At 65.1% G+C, this 20,184-nt stretch carries 21 protein-coding genes and 2 tRNA genes; 7 read left to right on the top strand and 16 right to left on the bottom strand.

Annotated elements, in window-relative coordinates:
- Nucleotides 1–143 precede the first annotated feature (143 nt).
- The 3 genes from A5699_RS16490 (at nucleotide 144) to A5699_RS16475 (ending at nucleotide 1,972) form a co-directional block, all read left to right on the top strand.
- Nucleotides 144–605 carry a MarR family winged helix-turn-helix transcriptional regulator gene (locus A5699_RS16490; RefSeq protein ID WP_231965740.1) on the top strand — a complete coding sequence of 154 codons (462 nt, stop codon included), beginning with the start codon at nucleotides 144–146 and terminating at the stop codon, nucleotides 603–605.
- Nucleotides 606–738: 133 nt separating this feature from the next.
- Nucleotides 739–1,200: an SRPBCC family protein gene (locus A5699_RS16485; RefSeq protein ID WP_067771077.1), complete on the top strand. Its 462-nt coding sequence runs from the start codon at nucleotides 739–741 to the stop codon at nucleotides 1,198–1,200.
- A 699-nt stretch (nucleotides 1,201–1,899) separates the two neighbouring features.
- A tRNA-Arg gene (locus A5699_RS16475) sits at nucleotides 1,900–1,972 on the top strand.
- 211 nt (nucleotides 1,973–2,183) lie between these two features.
- Here A5699_RS16475 and A5699_RS16470 read toward each other — a convergent pair.
- A complete protein-coding gene (locus tag A5699_RS16470; RefSeq protein WP_067771073.1) occupies nucleotides 2,184–2,636 on the bottom strand; it encodes a hypothetical protein in 453 nt (150 codons plus the stop codon).
- A gap of 22 nt (nucleotides 2,637–2,658) precedes the next feature.
- Entirely contained in the window at nucleotides 2,659–3,840 is a 1,182-nt protein-coding gene (locus tag A5699_RS29625; RefSeq protein ID WP_231965739.1) for a hypothetical protein, read from the bottom strand.
- Nucleotides 3,841–4,675: 835 nt separating this feature from the next.
- On the opposite strand from A5699_RS29625, the gene A5699_RS29215 reads away from it, so the two are divergent.
- A tRNA-Arg gene (locus A5699_RS29215) sits at nucleotides 4,676–4,766 on the top strand.
- A gap of 1 nt (nucleotide 4,767) precedes the next feature.
- Here the strand turns inward: A5699_RS29215 and A5699_RS16455 are convergent.
- A complete protein-coding gene (locus A5699_RS16455; protein WP_369806706.1) occupies nucleotides 4,768–5,067 on the bottom strand; it encodes a hypothetical protein in 300 nt (99 codons plus the stop codon).
- A gap of 53 nt (nucleotides 5,068–5,120) precedes the next feature.
- On the bottom strand, nucleotides 5,121–5,546 hold the full coding sequence (locus A5699_RS16450) for a rhodanese-like domain-containing protein (RefSeq protein WP_067771068.1): 426 nt from the start codon (nucleotides 5,544–5,546) through the stop codon (nucleotides 5,121–5,123).
- Nucleotides 5,547–5,652: 106 nt separating this feature from the next.
- Here A5699_RS16450 and A5699_RS16445 point away from each other — a divergent pair, with 106 nt between their 5' ends.
- Together A5699_RS16445 and A5699_RS16435 are read left to right on the top strand one after the other, a co-directional pair.
- A complete protein-coding gene (locus tag A5699_RS16445; protein WP_067771067.1) occupies nucleotides 5,653–6,372 on the top strand; it encodes a DUF1326 domain-containing protein in 720 nt (239 codons plus the stop codon).
- A gap of 762 nt (nucleotides 6,373–7,134) precedes the next feature.
- Nucleotides 7,135–7,581, top strand: coding sequence for an Hsp20/alpha crystallin family protein (locus A5699_RS16435; RefSeq protein WP_067771063.1), 447 nt, complete (start codon nucleotides 7,135–7,137; stop codon nucleotides 7,579–7,581).
- 83 nt (nucleotides 7,582–7,664) lie between these two features.
- On the opposite strand, the gene A5699_RS16430 is transcribed toward A5699_RS16435, so the two are convergent.
- Together A5699_RS16430 and A5699_RS16425 are read right to left on the bottom strand one after the other, a co-directional pair.
- Nucleotides 7,665–8,285 (bottom strand): GNAT family N-acetyltransferase, encoded by a 621-nt coding sequence (locus A5699_RS16430; protein ID WP_067771062.1) that lies wholly within the window; start codon nucleotides 8,283–8,285, stop codon nucleotides 7,665–7,667.
- Entirely contained in the window at nucleotides 8,282–8,701 is a 420-nt protein-coding gene (locus A5699_RS16425) for a hypothetical protein (RefSeq protein WP_067771060.1), read from the bottom strand. The genes A5699_RS16430 and A5699_RS16425 overlap by 4 nt, the downstream gene beginning before the upstream one ends.
- Nucleotides 8,702–8,720: 19 nt before the next feature.
- Here A5699_RS16425 and A5699_RS16420 point away from each other — a divergent pair, with 19 nt between their 5' ends.
- Nucleotides 8,721–9,173: a cupin domain-containing protein gene (locus A5699_RS16420; protein WP_067771059.1), complete on the top strand. Its 453-nt coding sequence runs from the start codon at nucleotides 8,721–8,723 to the stop codon at nucleotides 9,171–9,173.
- On the opposite strand, the gene A5699_RS16415 is transcribed toward A5699_RS16420, so the two are convergent.
- The 10 genes from A5699_RS16415 to A5699_RS16370 form a co-directional block, all read right to left on the bottom strand.
- The gene (locus tag A5699_RS16415; protein ID WP_067771057.1) at nucleotides 9,148–9,921 is read right to left on the bottom strand and encodes a VOC family protein; all 774 of its coding nucleotides are present in this window, start codon (nucleotides 9,919–9,921) and stop codon (nucleotides 9,148–9,150) included. The genes A5699_RS16420 and A5699_RS16415 overlap by 26 nt on opposite strands.
- A 61-nt stretch (nucleotides 9,922–9,982) precedes the next feature.
- Nucleotides 9,983–10,996: an acyl-CoA dehydrogenase family protein gene (locus A5699_RS16410; RefSeq protein WP_067771056.1), complete on the bottom strand. Its 1,014-nt coding sequence runs from the start codon at nucleotides 10,994–10,996 to the stop codon at nucleotides 9,983–9,985.
- On the bottom strand, nucleotides 10,996–12,159 hold the full coding sequence (locus tag A5699_RS16405) for an acyl-CoA dehydrogenase family protein (protein WP_067771054.1): 1,164 nt from the start codon (nucleotides 12,157–12,159) through the stop codon (nucleotides 10,996–10,998). Before A5699_RS16405 ends, A5699_RS16410 begins: the two co-directional genes overlap by 1 nt.
- On the bottom strand, nucleotides 12,156–13,076 hold the full coding sequence (locus A5699_RS16400) for an acyl-CoA dehydrogenase family protein (RefSeq protein ID WP_067771191.1): 921 nt from the start codon (nucleotides 13,074–13,076) through the stop codon (nucleotides 12,156–12,158). The genes A5699_RS16405 and A5699_RS16400 overlap by 4 nt, the downstream gene beginning before the upstream one ends.
- Before the next feature lie 5 nt (nucleotides 13,077–13,081).
- Nucleotides 13,082–14,248 carry an acyl-CoA dehydrogenase family protein gene (locus A5699_RS16395; RefSeq protein WP_067771052.1) on the bottom strand — a complete coding sequence of 389 codons (1,167 nt, stop codon included), beginning with the start codon at nucleotides 14,246–14,248 and terminating at the stop codon, nucleotides 13,082–13,084.
- An 11-nt stretch (nucleotides 14,249–14,259) separates the two neighbouring features.
- On the bottom strand, nucleotides 14,260–15,399 hold the full coding sequence (locus A5699_RS16390; protein ID WP_067771051.1) for a CaiB/BaiF CoA-transferase family protein: 1,140 nt from the start codon (nucleotides 15,397–15,399) through the stop codon (nucleotides 14,260–14,262).
- Nucleotides 15,396–16,304, bottom strand: a complete 909-nt coding sequence (locus tag A5699_RS16385; RefSeq protein ID WP_067771049.1) for an SDR family NAD(P)-dependent oxidoreductase — start codon at nucleotides 16,302–16,304, stop codon at nucleotides 15,396–15,398. The genes A5699_RS16390 and A5699_RS16385 overlap by 4 nt, the downstream gene beginning before the upstream one ends.
- On the bottom strand, nucleotides 16,301–17,131 hold the full coding sequence (locus tag A5699_RS16380) for a TauD/TfdA family dioxygenase (RefSeq protein WP_067771048.1): 831 nt from the start codon (nucleotides 17,129–17,131) through the stop codon (nucleotides 16,301–16,303). Before A5699_RS16380 ends, A5699_RS16385 begins: the two co-directional genes overlap by 4 nt.
- The gene (locus A5699_RS16375) at nucleotides 17,128–18,969 is read right to left on the bottom strand and encodes an NAD(P)/FAD-dependent oxidoreductase (RefSeq protein WP_067771046.1); all 1,842 of its coding nucleotides are present in this window, start codon (nucleotides 18,967–18,969) and stop codon (nucleotides 17,128–17,130) included. The genes A5699_RS16380 and A5699_RS16375 overlap by 4 nt, the downstream gene beginning before the upstream one ends.
- On the bottom strand, nucleotides 18,966–20,138 hold the full coding sequence (locus tag A5699_RS16370; protein WP_067771045.1) for an LLM class flavin-dependent oxidoreductase: 1,173 nt from the start codon (nucleotides 20,136–20,138) through the stop codon (nucleotides 18,966–18,968). The genes A5699_RS16375 and A5699_RS16370 overlap by 4 nt, the downstream gene beginning before the upstream one ends.
- Between the last annotated feature and the right edge of the window lie 46 nt (nucleotides 20,139–20,184).

Genomic DNA, 20,184 nt, shown 5'->3' with positions numbered 1-20,184 from the left:
CGCATTCACAGCAGATTGCCAGGCCGAGTAATGCGTTGCTGGCGTGATTTACAGTCGCTTCTCGCGCTCTTCAGCGCCCGGGCCGCCGTTGCACCGCAGCAACGGTATTCCAGATTACTTCCTATATCTGATATAAATAAGCGGTGCGCAGTGAGTCCGTCGACAGCAGTGTGGAAGCGGTTTCGGCGATGCTCGTGGCAAGCGCCGACCTGATGTGGCGACATCTCGCCGACCGCAAGGGGTTGAGCGCGAGCGCGACACTGGTTCTGGTCCGCCTCGACCGCGAGGGGCCCATGCGGGTCACCGCGCTCGCCGAGGCCGAGGGCGCGAGCCAGTCCGGCATGACGCAGCTGGTGCAACGCCTGGAAAGCCAAGGGCTGCTGGAACGTTGCAGCGATCCCGACGACGGCCGGGCGTGCCTGGTCAAGGTCAGCGAGGGGGGCCGTCGCCTGTGGGAGGAGCGCGCCGTCGTCCGCAAACAACGCATCGCCGCGCTGTTGGCCGACTTGCCCGAGGACGACCGCACGACGCTGTGGCTCGCGGCTCAGGTCGCGACTCGCCTCGTCGACCAGATGCGTGAGATCGCCGACAGCACCGCTGGCTAGGGTAAACCCGGAGACCGTCATACACCGACGATCACACCGGCCACCGTGGCGCCGAACCCCGGAAAACCCGTAGTCCCGGTCCACACCGGTGTTAGGTTGTCGCCATCGCCCCGAGGAGGCCGACGCAATGCCCATGGAAGGCTCGGTAACCGTGCGGATGTCTGCCCCGGCGGACCGCATCTGGAACCTCATCTCCGACGTCCGCAACACCGGTAAGTTCTCGCCAGAGGTGATGGAAGCCGAGTGGCTCGGCGGCGCCACCGGGCCTGCACTCGGCGCGCGCTTCCGCGGACACGTGAAACGCAACGAGATCGGCCCCGTCTACTGGACGACGTGTGAGGTGACCGCCTGTGAGCCCGGACGAGAGTTCGGTTTTGCGGTCTTCGTCGGTGACCGAGCCGTCAACAACTGGCACTACCGCTTGGAGCCGGCCGGTGCCGAGACCGACGTAACCGAGTCCTTCCGGATGACGCCAGGGGCCTTCACCACCGTGTTCTCGGTGCTCGGCGGTCAATTGCGCACGCGCCGCAATATTCGCGACATGCGCAAGACTCTCGAACGGATCAAGGCTGTGGTGGAGGACGGCGAGCAGTAGCCGTGCGTCACATCGGCCAGTTCTCGGAGGGATGTCCGATGTGCCCGCTTATTGGCGACTTTCCAGCGACAATCGCCACACTAGTGTCGTTGTGCCTCGCCAATCCCATTGTCGCTCGGCGATTTTGACACTCAGGCACCACGGGCCTCATGCGCATCATTCGTCCAATGCCCGGCTATCAGCGACTCTGTCGCTGGATGGTGAGACACGAACCGCAGTCCCACGCCCCCTCTCGTTCGCGAAGGCGCGTATGTCCCCAAGTGCATCCTCGGCCCGCCCACCCAGGACCGGATCGCCGAGCAACCCTTCGAGTCGACGGACCACGTCGGGGCTTGCCGCGCGATGAAGTCGCCCGATGTGTCCCATGCATGTGACAGCCAGCTCTTTCATCTCAGGATGCATGCCCGGCGACGAAAGTTGGCGCAAGAGGACGACTTCGACGGCTCGACGATCCGGATCGCCGTAGGTCAGCTCCAACAGCGCCCTGGTAGCCGCGGTCACGTCCGGCCCGTGCAGGTCGGACATGACCGCTGACCGCCATTCTTCGAGCTCCCGCTCTCTACCATCCACCTCAGTTCCTCCCTACAGGGCGCACCAGGTCCTGACAGCCCGCGATCGCCCCGATACCACCTATTCGGCACTCACCGACTACCATGAATCGTCCCTATGGGTTTTCGACACCTATTTCGATAGGTCCCGGCCCCCGTAGCTCAGGGGATAGAGCACGGCTCTCCTAAAGCCGGTGTCGCAGGTTCGAATCCTGCCGGGGGCACTCTTTATTTTTGCAGGTCAACATGGTTTCTCGTCGCTCCCTGTGGTCGGTGCTTGGTCGGTGTCTAATTGGTGTCAGGAGATTCGTACTGTTTCGCAATGGTCTGGCGAGCAGTCTGGTCAACGCGGGCAGCAACGTCATCGAGGTCGCTCGGGACGCGGCCGGTGAGGGGGACCCATTCGGTGGTTCAGTGGCGTCGCCTGTGCGACCCTCAATGGCCCGAGACCGAGAGGTAGATACGCGATTCTCCCGACGGGAGTTGCGCCGAAACCACGTTGAGGCCATCAGCACTCTTGAGCAGCACTGCCGCACGGTGCAAATCCTTCGCCATGCCGCAGTCCAAGCCGTCAGGCAGGTCATACCACCGCAGTTCCTGGCATGTCGTCAGCGTCATCTTTACAGGTGACGAATCGACCTCAATAGGTGCGGCCGGCGAAGGCGATTTGAACACGCCGTCATAGCTGGCTCCCCCTGAGCCTGGAGGCGGAGCCTTCGTCATCGACAGCTGCGTATAGTTCTCGGGCAACGTTATCCCCATGCCCTGCAACTCGGTTCGAGTCTGCCTCTCGTCCAGAGGGTTCTGCTCGAACGTAACCTCGTTCGAGCAGCCCGACAAGGCGAGCACGGCCAACACGAGCGCCGTGAGGATCAGCCGCACCGTCACCACCTATACCTCGATTTCCTCGCTAAGGGTACGTACGAATGCTGCTGGTCCCTGTGGTGTCGAAACCCCGCGCCCAACCGATGTCACGCAACGTCGCTAGGCCATCGATGGCCGATCGCTTAATACTCTCGATCGGGCCGCCGCCGCTTCCTTGTGGATGCGCATAGTCCGTGTAGTCGTATACAAAATAGCGTTGGCGGACCACTGGCTCCTGGCCGGGCGCTGCTTCCACCTGAGTCACGACTTGCACCGAGTAGCGGCCAAACGCGTACACATTATCGGGATCGCTAGTACCCACAGGATTCCAGCCCCGGCCCATCTGCTGGCTCATCGGGTCGCTACCAAGTACTTCGGTGTAGACGGGTTGGTTTGACTGCGCGGCATTCGCGATAGCCGTCTGCCTCGCATTCTCCAGGATCGTTGGCAACGACTTGTTGCCTTGATATCCGCTAGAAGCATCGTCGGCAAGAGCATCGGCCTGTGCAGTGCTCAATCGGAATGGCTTAGCCATTGATGGGTCGCGTCCCCCAGACTCATTCCCGAGGTAGTGGGTGATGACGTCAGCAGCAGTATGCCAACCACGTGCCCGCAAATAGAGGACTGCGGCCTCACCCTCTGCTCTGGCGTCAGTTCCCTCCAGAAACCGCTGAGCAGCATTCTTGTCAGAAGTGGCGAACTGTTCGTCGCGTGCCTTCAGATTCGGCGGAAAGACCGGTGATTCGCTATTGATCGCATCGTCACTCACCTCGATACTGCCACCAAAAGGCGCTGGTTCTAGCGGAAATGGGACCTCAAGAGGCGTTTCTTTAAACGGGTGGTTCACAAGCTGGACCGTTGAGTCGCCGACATGCTCCTCCGCAGAAAACCTGATCCCTTCCAACTCAAGCGCCTTCTGCTGAAGTCGCTGCCCGACGAAAGTGTCGGTCTGTACAAGCCGCTCGGCGTACCAGTGGATGTCAGCGGCATGTTCAGTGGCGGCCTTATTGCGCTCGATGATCGTGGTGATGTCGTAGCGACAAGCGTCGGTCACTGACAGGTTTTCGTGAACCGTGAACCCGGCCGCCTCGGCCGCGGTGATCGCAACGAGTGCTTCGCGCTTGGCCGCGTTGATATCGGCGATACCGTTCTCTGCGATGTCAGCGGCTTCCCGCAACATGTCCCCGTGACGGCGCACCACCGCCGCGTCGACCGTTGCCCGATCCATGGCAGCGTCCTTGGCGTCGCCTTCCCACGTCGTACCGCCGGGGGAGACGATGTTTTGTCGGTGCTGCTCGAATGCCTCCTCGCTTTTGGTCGCCGCTTGCCTCCACGCCGGTGACGCCGCGGACAAATCGGCGGTGCTCCACCCGTCGATCTTCGACCGACTGACCGCGTCAACGTCCCCGGATGGGACTGCGCTCACACCGAAACCGTCGCGATGGCAGCGGCGCTGGCGGCGTCCTCAGTGTCATACCTTGCACCGGCCACCGAGAGGTCGTCAGCCTGGCCAGTCATACGCCTCGACTGACGCGCCTGCACTCTGAACAGCGCAGCGTTGACCGCCGCCACGCCGGCGCTGCTGGGCTGCGACGCAGAAGGTCCGCCGAGACATGTTCCCGCGAGTGCCTCGGCCGTCAGATCACTACCGAACGCCGCTGACCGCAGACCGTCCGCATCCACTTCCAAATCGTTTGCCACGTTGATCCCCCAACTTGCCGACTTGCTGGCAGCGAGGTTACCGCAGCGTTGCTAACGCACACATCCCGCAAGCCGGGGGCGGGCGCCGATTCCTCTCCGGTCGCGGACTTCGCATCCGTGCGGCTTGGTGTGATCACGCACCGCCCCTGTTCGGAACGGCCCCGTCGTCGAGCGCCAACGACAGACTGGTCACGCGCGCAGGAACGGCGGTGGTTTTCACATTCGCTCGGTGATGGAGCCCCTGATTGCAGCCGGGGCTTCGCTCGTTTGTGAGAGGAATCGGACGCTGATCTGTGGTCGGTGCTTGGTCGGTGAATCCGCGACACGGAGCGGTATCGGTTGGTGCGAGATGGCGTTAAATAGCCAAACCAGAATACCTTTCGGGACCACGACGACGAGGGCTTGCAGGCTCTCCTAAAGCCGGTGTCGCAGGTTCGAATCCTGCCGGGGGCACTCACGACATCTTCGGCTTGAGTACCCAGCCCGGAACCCAGTGCGTGACGGTCTTGACCTCGGCGCCGTACCGGATGGGGTAGGTGACGAGGCCCCACCACTGGCCTTGCTCGCACAGCGCCCAGCACGTGAGCCTGCCTTCGACCACACGGCTCATCTGAATGCCGAAGGGGTGGTAGCGGCCGGCACAGTGCGGCTCCCGGGGGAACAGGGCGACCAGATCGACCAGCACCACCGCCGGTGGCCGAACGACGCGGAACACGTCGCGGACCGGCTGTCCGCCGTAGCCGATGGCTTGCATATCGCCCACGTATCGATCATATGTTCGAACCACCCGGCCGTGGACAAAAGGGGTCAGTTCCGGATGAGCGGACGACCACTGGCCTGCCAGGCCTTCATGCCGCCGTCGAGTTCCACCACGTCGGTGTAGCCCATCGACGTCAACGTCGCGGCTGCGGTTGCGCTCATGGGCCCGGTCCGGCAGTAGATCGCGATCGGCGCATCGTGATCTTTGGGCAGCAGGTCTGACTGCTCGGCAATCCGGTCGAAGGGAATCGACAGGTCCGTCCCGGCGATGTCGCCTTCGTAAGGCACGTGGACGTTGATTGTCAGCGTATCGGCTTCACCTACCGCGGCAGCGAAGTCCGCGGGTCCGACGAGCCGATGGTGCGCCGTGCCGGATTCGGCCGGGACGGGCGGCGCGTCCGTCGATGCGCCGCACGATGCCAGCGACACCGAGGCCATGACGGCCAACGCGGCCAGGCCAATCCTCGTGAACATGGCGACAGCATACCCCCAGGGGGTACTTGCGCGCCGATCACCGACGGTGTTACCTTCACGCCGTTCGATACCCCCAGGGGGTATACACACGAGAGGGAGCGACATCATGACCAGTTCGTCTACACCGGTCGATTGGCATTTGCGCGGAGAATGGTTCGACGTCTGCAGCTGCAAGTTGCCGTGCCCGTGCAGCTTCGCCCAGGAGCCCACGCACGGAGATTGTCTGTTCACCTTGGTGTGGCACGTCCGCGAAGGCCACTACGGCGACATCGATCTGGCGGGCCTGAGCGTGATCGCACTCGGTGAGTTCGCCGGGAACATGTGGATCGGCGATCCGAACGCGACGATGAAGTTGATGTTCTACATCGACGAGAAGGGCGACGCCGCCCAGCGGGATGCGCTGGAGCGCATCTTCACCGGCAAGGAAGGCGGCTGGCCGGCCCAATTCGCCAGCCTGATCTCCGAGATGCGCGGCATCGAATACGCCCCGATCAGTTTCGAGTCCGCCGAGGACCTTGCCTATTGGCGCGCGGAGATCCCGGGCAAGGTCGACCTGAAGATCGAGGCCCTGACCGGCCCGACGGCCGACCCGAACCGTCGGGTGACCACGATCAACGCCCCGGGCGCCGAGGTCGGCCCCGGCCAGGTCGCGACGTGGGGCGTGGTCAAGCAGGACCACGCCGTGGGCTTCGACTGGTCGCACGAGCACACCGGCGGGTCGAGTAAGCATTTTCCGTTCGACTGGCGCCCCAGCTCCGAGCCCACGGAGCCTGCCGAGACGAACGACCAAGCACAGTTTTCGGCGTCCTGCAGCTGCGGCTGCTGAGTCCGACGCCGGCAGCGAAACTCGCCACCGGAAGCGGACGTACCAGCAGGCCAGCGCCTCCCCCAGGGCAGCTGGCAACACTCCGAGAAACGGTCGGCGAGACCTGATCGATATGGCAAATGGATGCAATGCCCTGACCGGGAAGACTTCACCGAGAGCAAATTGGCTGCACGACGGGGTGACAGGCGGTTCTCAGGAAGATGATGAGATGCACTAATGTTATCTACAGACGGGGGTTCTGAGCACGTACTAGCAAACAACCCGGAGGTGAAAATGATCCGTTCGAAACTGATGAGGGCCGCAGCGGTCGGACTCGGTGCGTTGGCGGTACCGGTCGGCGTGGCAGTTGCCGGTGCAGCTCCGGCCTCAGCAGGTCCGAACATTTGCGCAACGGGGCCGTACGGCTATGTGCAGGCTTGCGTCGAAGGCCCCGGATGGGGCTGGTATGACCACGGCCCGCGTTGGCACGGTCGCGGACACGGCCACGGTCACGGTCACGACGACTGAGACGGCTTGATCACGGGAACGCCGTGACGGAAATCCGAGCCAGGGTTTTCGTCACGGCGTTTCCCGTTTCCGATACCCGCACGTCGACCGCCCGCGGCGTCCCGTTCAGCACGCCTTTGATGCGGTGAAACCGTCGAAAAAAGCATCGAAAATTTTCTGGCACTCTCCTGTGTCGAGTGCTAATGTCGGCGGTGCACAGTGATTGGCTGCCCGCCAGGGTGGCGGGCTCTGAGACGTTACGGGAGGTGAATTACTGTGCTTCGTTTTGATCCTTTCAGTGACCTTGACGTGTTGACCAGGAGTTTGCTGTCGAGTGAAACCGGGTCAACGCGCACACCCAGATTCATGCCGATGGACCTCTGCAAGATCGGTGACCATTACGTTCTGACGGCCGATCTCCCGGGCATCGATCCCGGCTCGGTGGACGTCAACGTCGACAACGGCACGCTGACCATCTCGGCGCATCGCACCGCACGCTCGGAGGAATCGGTCCAGTGGCTGGCCAACGAGCGGTTCTTCGGCCGTTATCGACGCCAACTGTCGCTCGGCGACGGGATCGATACGTCGGCGATCTCCGCCACGTACGAGAACGGCGTCCTCACCGTCACCATCCCAGTGGCCGAACGTGCCCGGCCCCGCAAGATCGAAGTTGCGCACGGCACCGACCGCAAGTCGATCGAAACCACCGTCGACGCGGAGTAACCGGTACGGCCAGGCTGGGGCCTCACTCTCAGGAGGCCCCAGCCACTCCCCTCCGCGCGGTCAGTGTTGTACGACAACCCGTTTCATCGCTGCGGCCCACGCTCTTGCGCCAGTGATCGAGCCAGCCTGAAATTGAGGTTGGCCCGCACCGCCGGCCATTCGATATCCAGGATCGAGTACACGACGGTGTCACGACGCGAGCCGTCCGGCAGCAACTGGTGGCTGCGCAGGATTCCGTCGAGCTTGGCGCCGAGCCGCTCGATGGCACCACGGCTGGCGAAGTTGAAAAAATGGGTGCGTAATTCGACTGCGACACAGTTCAACTGGTCGAAGGCGTGACCGAGCATCAACAGCTTGGTCTCGGCGTTGACCCCGGAACCGCGAGCCCCGGCCGTGTACCAGGTATGCCCGATCTCCAGCCGCCGGTTGGGACCGTCGACATGCAGGTAACTCGTCGACCCCACCAGCCTGCCGTCGAGCCTGCGCACCGCGAAACTGACGCCGTGATCGGCCGCACGCAGGTCGTGCATGTGCTGCACCCACTCGGCGGCCCGGCCGGGCCGCGGCGGCGTGGTGTACCAGAGCGAACCCAGCTCACCGTCGGCGGCGACGGCGTCGATCTCGGGAATGTGCTCCCGGGTCAAGGGCTCCAACCGCACCCAGCGCTGCCCGGTCAGCTCCACGGGCGTCACAAAGTCGCTCACGGCTTACCCACCGTCGACAGGAAGGACCACACTGAGCACACCGCGGCGAGCACCGCCATGACGCCGCCGACGTAGAGGCCATAACCGGCGGCCACCGGCGGTTTCACGTTGAGTGTGTAGTACCAGACCGTCAGCGCCAGCAGCGCCAGCGAAATCACCAGTGCGGCAAAGGAAGCCCACCGCCGGGACAGGCCGCGCCCGGCCATCGCCCCGGCCACGATCAGACACGAACCCAGCAGAACGATCATCTGCCCGGCACCGAAACGGTGCGGCAGGACAATGCTGCCCACTGCTCCACCGATGGCGTTGGCCCGTCCGCCGCCGTTGGCACTGGTGGTCAACCATGGCAGCCAGGCCACGACCACCAGAACCGCGGCACACAGCGCAACCAGCCAGCCTGGACGCAGACGAACCATAGCGACGAGACTATCGGGTGTGACCGAACTACCCGACTGGGCCAGGCAGCTGGACCTCGCTCCGCATCCCGAGGGCGGCTGGTACCGAGAGACCTGGCGCAGCGAACTGACGGTGAGCCAGGCCTCGCTTCCATCGGGCTACTCCGGGCCGCGCAGCGCCGGCACCGCGATCCTGTTCCTGTTGATGCCCGGCCAGCAGTCAGCCTGGCACACGGTGCGCAGCGCGGAGTTGTGGTTCCACCATCGCGGCAGCCCCCTGATCCTGGAAGTCGGTGCGGAAAAGGACACGGCCGCAAGCGTTCTGCTGGGTCCGGACATCACCGGCGGCCAGCACCCGCAAGTGCTCGTCCCGCCCGGGCACTGGCAGCGCGCCAGACCCCGCGACGACGAGCCCGTACTGGTCAGCTGCGTGGTGGTGCCGGGGTTCGACTTTGCCGACTTCGCCCTCAGCTCTGCAGGGACGACAGATTGAACCCGGCCCCGGTCGGGTCGGTCACCGCGGCCAAACGCCCGTAGGGAGTGTCCTCGGCGGGGCGTACCACTGAGCCACCGTTGGCCACGATCAGCTCGATGGTCTTGTCGACATCGTCGGCTCCGAAAAAGGTGGTCCACGTCGACGGGACGCCCTCGGGGATGAACGCCGATCCGTCCATCACACCGACGAGTGCCTCGCCGTCGAAGTTGGCCGTGCTGTACCGGAATTCGTCAGTGTCGGAAACAGTCTCGGTGTTCCAGCCGAACACCGTGCGGTAGAAGTCCAACGCCTTGGCATAGTCGCTCGTGGTCAACTGGTGATACACCGGCGCACCGGCCTCGTTGAACACCGCGAAGCCGTCGTGCCCGGCCGGCTGCCAGATACCGAAGAACCCGTTTGCGGTATCAGACAACATCGACATCCGGCCCTTGGCCGGGATGTCCATCACGCCACCGCAGTTCCCGCCGCCGGCCGCGGTGGCCGCCTGGACCGTGGCGTCGGCATCCGCGGTATGCAGGTAGGTGGTCCAGGCGTCCGGAGCGTTCCACTGCGGATCGTTGCGCATCAGCCCGGCGACCACGTTTCCGTCGACGAATGCAGTGACGTAGCCGCCGTACTCGGGGCCGCCGGTCTCGAACGTCCAGCCGAACACCGCACCATAGAACTGCTGGGCACGTTCAAGGTCCGACGTGGCCAGATCGATCCAGGTGGGGGCGCCCAACGGCGCGCTCTGACGGGTAACCACGATAGTTCTCCTTCACGGTGAGTGGTCGGTCATTCGTATCGACCGCCGGCACCGCAGAAACTCATCGCCGGCTCGCAGCAATCCTGGCGCGGTGTTCAGCTGGTGAGCCGAACAACGACCGGTTGAGCGCGGCCCGCTTGAGGTACACGTGCACGCCGCTCTCCCAGGTGTAGCCGATGCCGCCGTGCAACTGCATGGCCTTGCCGGCCACGTCGACGGCGGTCTCGGTCGCATAGGCCTTGGCCATGGAGACCGAGCGGGGCCCCGGGTCGGCGATGGCCGCGCTCACCAGTTGGCGGGCCACCGAAATCTGCACCAGCATGTCGGCGCAGGCGTGCTTGACGGCCTGGAACGAGCCGATCGGGCGGCCGAATTGGCGGCGCACGCCGGTGTAGGCCACCGTGGCGTCGAGCATGGCCTGCGAGACACCGAGGCTGTCGCAGGCCACCGCGAGCGCGGCCCGCTCGGTCAGCGGGTGCAGGCCGGTCTCGGCGTCGAACCGCCACACCGAGTCGTCGTCGACGTCGACGCCTTCGGCAGTGACGGTTGCCACGCTTCGGGTCTCGTCGAGCACCGGCTGCTCGGTGACGGTCAGCCCGGGGGTCCCGGCAGCCACGTCCACCAGCACGGTGATACCGTCGGCGTCGCGTGCGGGCAACAACAAGCGCTGGGCACCCATGGCGTCGAGCACAAAGGTGGCCTGGCCACGCACACGCCCGGCGGCCACCTCGAATGGCACGTCGCCGGCTCCGGACAGCGCGACCGCGGCGCGGGTGGTTCCGGCGACGACCGCCGACAGCAGTGCGTCACGAGATGCGCTTTCCTGCAACGCATTCAACGCACCGATCGCCAGTACCCCGCTGCCGAGGTAGCCCGTGGTCGCGGCGGCTCGGCCCAGTTCTTCGCAGATTACCGCGACCTCGGCGAAGGTGACGCCGGCACCGCCGGCCTCCTCGGGCGCATCCAGACCGACCCAGCCGGCCGAGATCAACAACGGCCAATCGACACTGTCCTTGGCCAGCAGATCGACGGCCACCGACCGCAATTCGTCGTGTAGTTCTGAAAACTGGCTCATCACACCGCACTAGGTTCTCGGGGCAGGCCCAGACCACGCTCACCGATGATGGTGCGCTGGATCTCACTGGCGCCGCCGGGGATGGTCCATTCCCACGAGCCGATGAAGTCGAGCATCCAGGCGCCGGATTCCCAGCCGCTGGAGGCCGGTTTGGCCAGCACGGTATGGGCGTCCAGGCCACCGATCTCCGCGCCGAACCCCGTCATCCGCTGCAGCAGTTCGCTGTAGTACAGCTTCACGATCGAGGCGTCTGCGGGCCCGGCCTTCCCGGCCTCGGTTCGCTCCACCAGATCCCGGCACAGTCCGCGCAGACCGGTCAGTTCGATCTCGAACTGTGCCAATCGGTCTGCCACCACCGGATCATCGATTGGCGCGGCGTCGAGCAACCACCGGAACCCCGCATTGCCCAGCCGCTCGGACAGTTCCAGCATGGTCATACCGCGCTCGGCGCCGAGGGTGGCCTGGGCGACCTGCCAGCCCTTGTTCAGCGGGCCGATGAGGTTGGGGGCCGGGACTGCGACGTCGTTGAGGAAGATCTCGCAGAAGTGCGAATCGCCCACCGCGTTGCGGATCGGCCGCACGTCGATGCCCGGTGTTCTCATGTCCATCAGGAAGTACGAGATGCCGTGGCGCTTGGGCGCTTCCGCATCGGTGCGGGCCAGCAGCAGACACCAGTCCGCGTGCAGGGCACCACTGGCCCAGAGCTTCTGGCCGTTGACGATGAAGTTGTCCCCGTCGGCCTTGGCGGTGGTGCGAAGTGCTGCCAGATCCGATCCGGCCTCCGGCTCGGAGAAGCCCTGCACCCAGATCTCGCCGTCGAGGATGGCGGGCAGGTGCTTTTTGTGTTGCTCGTCGGTGCCGGCCGCCAACAGAGTGGACGCGGCGTGGTGAATGCCGACGAAGGCCAGGACGAGTCGGGGTGCATCGTGGGCGGCCAGTTCCTGGTACAGCACGATCTGCTCGGCGACTCCCATGCCGCCGCCCCACTCGGCGGGCCAGTGCGGCACGGCATATCCGGCGGTGTGCAGTTCGGCGAACCACGACTTCTGGAAGGCCACGAACTCGTCGGCGTCGACGCCGGTCTGCTTGGCACGCCAGTCTTTCGGGACGTGCGCGGCGCACCAGTCTTTGACGGTGGCCCGGAACTCGTCGAGATCGCTCATGAGAACAGCCCGGTGAGTCCGCGTCGGCCCAGCCGCGCGGTCAGCGTGTCGCGGGTCTTCGACACCCCGAAGGGCAAGCGGCGCAACGGCTGGCTGTAGCGCGACAGCCAAGACAATGTGGTCTCGTCGCAGAAGCCGACGGCTCCGTGCAGTTGATGGCACACCCGGAACACCACCTCTGCGGCCTCGATCGCGGCCAGCCGCAAGGCCAACGCGCCGTTGATCGCTTCGTCGGGCCCGTGGGTGGCCAGGCTCCACAAGGCGTATTTCGCGAGCATGTCGACCCCGCTGCGCTCCACCTCGGCATCGGTGAGCTGGAACTGGACCCCCTGGAAGGCCGACAGTGGTTGGCCGAACTGCTTGCGCAGGCTGACGTGGGCGACGGTCAGGTCGATGGCCCGGTCCAGCATGCCCAGCAGCGTCCATGACGGCAGTACCAGGGCCAGCGCCACATCATCGAGGCCGTCAGAATCGAGCGCGGCCAGCTCCAGCGCCGTGGCGAACGACGGGCCCGAAGCGGCGGTGTGGGTCACCGTGCTACGTTGCCCGTCCAATGTCACAGTGGCCCAGCGATTGTCGAGTCCCTGCAACGCGGCCTCGGGCACGTCGGCATCGATGACGACGAGCCCGTCGACCTCCACGCCCGCCGGTCGTGCCAACCGCTCGGCCACGGGGTACGGCAGCGCCCAATAGCCCGCGCTGCGGCACACCGCCGCCGCGGCCTCCAATGAGTCGGCGTCACCGCGGGGTTCGAGTTCGAAGACCCCCAGGCCCTCCAGCACAGGCACGACGAGTCCGGCGCGGGTATCGGGCTTGGCGTCGGCCTGTGCCAACAACTGATCGCCACCGGCGGCCTCGAAAGCCTTGAGCGCCTGGCGGCCATATTCCTTGGCGTCCTCGCCGAGATCGAGAATCATCGTCGTCACGCCTTCCCGGCCAGCATGGTCCGCGACAAGAGGATGCGCTGCATCTCGATGCTGCCCGAGGACACCGTCGACGCCTGCGAGTACCGCCAGTGGTCTTCGACCTCGGCGCGGAAGTAGTCAGCGCTTTCGGTCCCGCGCGGGATCGCCGCGACAATCTCCATGAGCACCTCGGCGCTCTCCTGGTCCAACCGCGTCACCGCAATCCGATATGCCGCGGAGTCACCGGGATTCACCCGACCGGTGGCCTGCATCGACACCACCCGGTAGGCCATCAGCCGGGCGCGGCGGCAGTGGGTGAGCATCCGGGTCCACCGACCGCGCAACTCGGCGGGCAGCTGCTCCCACGTGTCGCCGAGTACCTCGGGTGCGGCCTGCAACAGCCGTTCACACCGTGCGTACCGGGCAATGCCGACGCGCTCGAAGGACACCACGTCCTGCACGATCGACCAGCCCTGGTCCACGGTTCCGAGCACGTCGGCCTCGGTGACCTTGAGGTCATCGAAGAACACCTCGTTGAGATGGTGCGGACCCATCATAGTCCGGATCGGACGCACCGTGATCCCCGGGGAGTCCATCGGCACCAGGAAGATCGTCATGCCCTGTTGTTTCTTCTGGGTTGCGCCTTCTCCCACCTTGGAAGTCCGGGCCAACAGGAAGATCCACTGTGCCATGGTGGCGTAGGACGTCCAGATCTTCTGACCGTTGACCCGCCAGCCGTCGTCCTCTCGGCGCGCGTAGGTCCGCAGCGAGGCCAGGTCCGAACCGGACTCCGGCTCGGAAAACCCTTGGCACCAGATCACTTCACCGTTGGCGATCGGCGGCAGATGTTTGCGCTGCTGTTCTTCGGTCCCGTGGCGCATGATGATCGGCCCCACCCAGTTGACACCCATGTACTGCGCGCCGCGCGGCTCGTGGTGGGCCCACATCTCCTCGCGGACCACGGTCTGCTCCCACACCGAGGCATCCCCGCCGCCGAACTCCTTCGGCCACGACATGCACAGGAGATGCTTCTGCGCCAGGGTGCGGCAGAACTGTTGAGCCACCGCCAGATCGGCGGGGTCATCGGTGAACGCCCCGAGAAAATCGGCGGGTACCTCGTCGGCGATCAACGCACGCAGTTCACCGCGTAACGTGTCGGCCGCTTCACCAAAATCGAAATCCACTCCTGACCTTCCTATCGCGGCCCGAGCTCGGCCAGCACCTCGTCGGTGTCGGCGCCCAGTTCCGGTGCGTACCCGGCGATCCGGCCGGGCGTGCGGGAGAACCACGTCGGCACCCCGGGCATCCGCACCCGGCCGTGCGGCGTGTCGACGGTTTCGAACAACCCGACCGCGTTGAGGTGCTCGTTCTCGAACAGGGCGTCGGGGGTAAGCATCGGCGCGGCCGGAATCTCCAACTCCGCGAACAGATCCAACCATTCGGCGGTGGTGCGCTCCTTGAGCGTCTGCGCCAACAGCCCGTAGACCGTGTCGATCTGGCGAGCCCGCTGTTCGAGGGTGTCGTACGCCGGGTTGTTCCAACTCGGTTGCACCCGGTCGATGAACGCGTTCCAGTGCTTGTCGTTGTAGATCAGGGCGGCGATGTGGCCGTCCTTGGTCTCGTACGGCCGGCGGTTGGGGGTGACCGCCCGCGGGTAGACCGCAGGCCCGAGCGGGGGGTCGAACATGGCGCCGTTGGCATGTTCGACCAGCATGAAAGAGGCCATGGTCTCGAACATGCTGACCTCGACCTCCTGGCCCTCACCGGTGCGCTCGCGGTGGAACAGCGCCATGGTGGTGGCGTAGAGCGCGGTCAGTCCGGCCACCTTGTCGGCCATGATCGTGCCGACGTAGGAGGCCTCCCCCGTCAATTGCTGTTGCACGGCAGGCAATCCGCACTCAGCCTGGATGGTGTCGTCGTAGGCGGGCCGGTCGGCGTCCGGACCACGACGGCCGTAGCCGTAGCAGTTGGTGTAGACGATGCCCGGATTGATCGCGGCCACCTCGTCGTAACCGAAACCGAGCTTGGTGATGGCCTTGGCCCGCATCGAGTGGATGAAGACGTCGGCGTCGGCGATCAGGGCCCGCAAGGTCTCCTTGCCCGCGTCCGACCGCAGATCCAGCACCACGCTGCGCTTGCCGCGGTTGACGTTGACGAACACCCCGCTCATACCGGGCGCCGGGCCCACCGAGATGTAGCGGGTGTTGTCCCCCGCCGGGGTTTCGACCTTGATGACGTCGGCGCCCATGTCGGCCATGATCTGTGTGCAGTACGGACCCATCACCATGGCGGTGAGGTCGACGACCCGAACACCGTGCAGTGGACCGGTTGTCATGACGCTGCCTTACTGAAGCTGTAGCGGATGTGGTCGGCATGCCCGTCGGGAACCACCGGGAAGATCACCGGCGCGCAGAGGTCACGGATACCGTCCATCTGCTTCCCGACCTCCTCGACGGTCCATGACGGCTGGTATACCCCCGGCGACTCCGCGATCGCCGCCCGCGCGATGCGCCCCGCGATCGCCACGAAGTATTCCCCGGTGACTGAACAGGATTCATGGGCCAACCACCCGACGGTCGGCGCCACCAGGTCCGCACCCATCGGCGGGTACGCCGAGGTGTCCAAGCCCTCGGCCATCCGGGTCACCGCGCCGGGCACGATCGCGTTGCACATCACCCCGTCGGCGGCACCTTCCAGTGCCACCACATTGCACAGCCCGAGGATGCCGGCCTTGGCCGCGGCATAGTTGGCCACCTCATGGTTGCCGTAGAGCCCGCCGATCGAGCTCGTCAGCACCACCCGGCCGTACCCGGCGTCGCACATCAGCGGAAACGCCGGGCGCACAACGTGGAATGCACCGCGCAGGTGCACGTCGAGAACGGCTTCGAAATCGTCGTAGCTCATCTCCTTCAGCGAGCCACGGCGCACTGTGCCGGCGTTGTGGATCAGGATGTCGAGCCGGCCGAATGCGTCGATGGCTTTGCCGATGATCGCCTGGCCACCTTCGGGTGTGGCCACCGAATCGGTGACAGCGACGGCTTCGCCACCCGCCGTGATGATTTCGTCGACCACTTGCTGCGCCGGGGTGGTGTCGGTCCCGTCGCCGGTGAGGCTGGCGCCGGGGTCGTTGACGACGACCTTCGCTCCCCGCGACGCCAGCAGCAGCGCGTATTCCCGGCCCAGCCCCCGCCCGGCGCCGGTGATGACGGCGACGCGATCGTCGAATCGCAGAGTGCTCAAGCGAAGGGCTCCTCGCCCTCGAGCTTGGTGCGCTGCAACAGCCGGCCCGATGCGGGGTCATACGGTGTGGCCCGGTGCATGGTTCCGGTGTTGTCCCAGATCACCAGGTCGCCGACGGTCCACTTGTGCCGGTAGGTGAAGTCCGGCTGAGTGGCCCAATCCCGCAGCCGCACCAGCAGTTCGGCGCTCTTCTTGAAGTCCACAGCGGTGATGTGCCGCGCGGTAGCGCCGAGCACCAGCGACTTACGACCGGACTGATGCGTCCACACCAGCGGCAGTTCCCGGTCGCCGATGGCCATCATGCGACGCAACGTCTTGGTGTCGGGTTCGGGGTCGTAGTAGAACAACGTGTTCCACGCCGAGTGCATCACCCGCAGGCCCTCGATCTCGGCCTTGTCCGCATCCGACAGCGCGTCATAGGCGGCGTAGGTGTTGCAGAACTCGGTGTCGCCTTCGTCGGGGTTACCCAGCGCCACGCTCTGCAGCAGTGAGGCGAGGATCGGGACCTCGTTCATGGTCCCGTCGATGTGCCAGTACAGCGAGCCTTTGAGGTAGTCCGCCTGCTTGTTCACCTCGGTGTCCAGCGACACCTTGTACAGCTTCTCGCCCTGGTGTTCGGGGGCGAAGGTGCCCAGCGTTTCGGTGAAGGCGATCTGCTCGTCATCGGTGAACCCGATCTGCGGGAACACCAGCACCCCGCGCTGCTCGAGCAGTTCGCGAATCCGGCCGGCATGCTCACCGGACAGCAGCGCAGCCTTGTCGGACCGGATCTCGGTTCCGATGTGGGGCTTGATATCCCGGGTTTGCAGAGCAGTCGAGGTCGTCATGAGGTGAGCTCCAGACCCTCCAGGTCACCCTTGTCCCGCCATTCGGCAATCAGCTCGTCGAAGGCGTAGAAACCGGGCGAGTAGAAATCGCCGAGGAAGGCACCGTTACGTTCCGCTCCCCCGCGGCCCTCGTTGTTGTAATAGCCCGGCGTGCAGGACAGTTCGAACGCCGAGTTGTCGATCGACAGTTCACGGACCGTGGCCACCCAGGCGTCCTGACCCTCCTGGCTGGGCTCGACCGTGGTGGCGCCCCGGTTCTGCGCCTCGGCGATGAGGTAGGCGATGTGCTTGGCCTGCTGTTCGAACATCGCCGTGGTGTTGGCCGATACCCCGCCCTGGATGAAGCCCATGAAGAACTGGTTGGGGAATCCGCGGCTGGTCATGCCGTGCAGGGTCTTGTAGTCGTTCTGCCAGTAGTCGAACAACGACAGCCCATCGCGGCCCACGATGTTCTCGATCGCGAACCGGCGGCTGATCTCGGTGGAGATCTCGAAGCCACTCGCGAAGATCACGCAGTCGACCTCGTATTCGACGCCGTCGGCGACGATGCCCTTCTCCGTCAGCCGCTCCACACCCTTGGAGGCCGACACGTCGACGAGCGTCACATTGGGGCGGTTGAAGGTTTCCAGGTAGTGCTCGCTGGACGTCGGCCGCTTGCACATGAATCGGTAGTACGGCTTGAGCGCCTCGGCCGTCTCGGGATCCTTGACGATCTCGGCAACATGGCGGCGCAGCCGCTCCATGATCTTGAAGTCTTCTTCCTCGCGGAAGGCCATGATCTGCTCGATGGTGACTTCTGCGGGGTTCTCCGTGGCCGCGATCCGGGCGGTCAGGTTCCGCCCGAGCTCAGTCCAGAAGTCGCACACCAGGTCTGGTTCACCGAACACCACGCCGACGAACGGCGACCAGTTGTGGAAGTTGCGCTTGCGCTCTTCCTGCCAACCGGGCTGCAGCGACGCGGCCCATTCTGGGTCGGTGGGCGGGTTCGTGCGCGCATCGACCGACGACGGGGTGCGCTGGAAGACGAACAGTTCTTTGGCGTCGCGGCCCAGGTGCGGTACCAGTTGGATACCGGTGGCGCCGGTGCCGACGAGTGCGACGCGCTTGTCGGCCAGTTTGTGCAGGCCACCGTCGGCATCACCGCCGGTGTAGTCGTAATCCCAACGGGCGGAGTGGAACACGTGACCGGTGAAGTCCTTGATTCCCGGGATGCCTGGGAGCTTGGGCCGGTTGTAGGAGCCTTGAGCCATCACCACGAACCGGGCCCGGATGTCGTCACCCCGGTCGGTGCTGATCTGCCAGCGCTGCGTCGCGTCGTCCCAACGCAGTTCACGGACCTGGGTGGAGAACAGCGCACCGTCGTACAATCCGAAGTGCTTGCCGATGTTGCGGCAGTGCTGGAAGATCTCCGCGCCGTCGGCGAACTTCTTGCTCGGCATGAAGTCGAGCTCTTCGAGCAGCGGGATGTAGCAGTAGGCGTCGTTGTCGCACTGGATTCCCGGGAAGCGGTTCCAGTACCACACCCCGCCGAAATCGCCGGCCATCTCGATGACCCGGATCCCTTCGACCCCGGCCTTCTTCAGGTAGGCCCCGGCGAGCAGGCCGGCGAAGCCACCGCCGAGGATGACCACGTCGGCGTCTTCGACGATCGGGTCCCGCTCGGTCACCGTGGTGTACGGGTCGACCTCGTAGAACTCGGCGTATTCACCTTCCAGTTCCAGGTATTGATCCCCGCCCTCGGGCCGGAGCCGCTTGGCCCGCTCGGCGGCGTACTTCTCCCGGATCGCATCGATGTCGATGTCGGTGGGGACGTCGGTGGGCCCACACGGTTGGTTCATGCGTTGGCCTTTTCGGGGAGCGCACCCGGATGCAGCGGGGCTTCCATATCGTGCACCGCGGGCAGCACCTCGGCGGCGAACAGCTTGGTGGACTCCATGGCCTTCTCATACGGCATGGTGCCGAACTGCGGAACGATGGTGACCTCGCAGAACGAACAGGCCTCCTGCGCGGCCTTGAGCTTTTCGAACACCGTCTCGGGGGTTCCGATGAGCAGGTTGGAGGCGTGGTATCCGGGCGGGCCGCCCTTCTTCTGGTTGCCGACCTCCGAGGCCAGCACGGCCGTCGCGCTGGCCTCGCGGGCGGCGTAGGCCTCATAGCCCTTGACGCCCTTGAAGTTCGACGCGTCGGCGAAACCGTAGTGCACGTTGACGTCGCGGTTGGCGGTCCAGATCCATTCTTCGGTTTGGGCGACCTCGTCTTCGGAGCCCACGCAGTACATGAACATCACGTTCTTGGGCTGACACGGTCCCAGGCCCTCCTCGGCGCGGAAGGTGTTGACCTTGCGCACCTCTTCACCGGCATCGGTGATCGGCTTGTTGCCCACGAACAACGGCACCATGCCGCGCCGGGACAGGATCTCCAGTGACTCGGCGGTCGAGGACGAGCTGTAGATGCGGTCGAACAGGTCGGTGCTGATCGGCTCCGGGCGCAGCGACATCTCCGGGAAGCTGAAGATCTTGCCCTCGTAGGAGAACCGCTCACCCGAGAAGGCCAGCTTGAGGATGTCCAGGGTCTCGTTGAACCGGTCGCGGCTCTCTTCGCGCGGCACCCCGACCGCAGCGAACTCACCCTTCGACACCCCACGGCCCAGGCCGATCGTGGTGTAGCGACCGTTGGAGACGATGTCGAGGTAGGCGATCTGGGTGGCCAACCGGATCGGGTTCCACCACGGCACCACCGCCACGAACGTACCGAGGCTGACCCGCTCGGTGCGTCCGGCGAAATAGGTCAGGGCCTGAATCGGGTTGGGCGTCATGCCATATGGCGTGCCGTGATGCTCGGGGAACCAGATCCCGTCGAAGCCCAGCGGCTCGGCGAGATCACCGAGGGCCAGCGCGGCCTGCACGCACTTGTAGTCCGGCGTGGCCGGCGGGGTGCTGAAATCACCGGCGAGCACTCGCTCCCAGTCCTGGGAGTTCTGCGCTCCGGTACCCAGATTGACCTTCATGTTGTCTCCTTACTCGGCGATTTGGGTGCGTCTGGTAACGCTGAGC

The organism is Mycobacterium sp. E802 (genome assembly GCF_001666875.1).
GTDB lineage: Bacteria > Actinomycetota > Actinomycetes > Mycobacteriales > Mycobacteriaceae > Mycobacterium.
The sequence above is the reverse complement of the archived record's forward strand: the minus strand, read 5'-3'. Positions and strand labels throughout refer to the sequence as shown.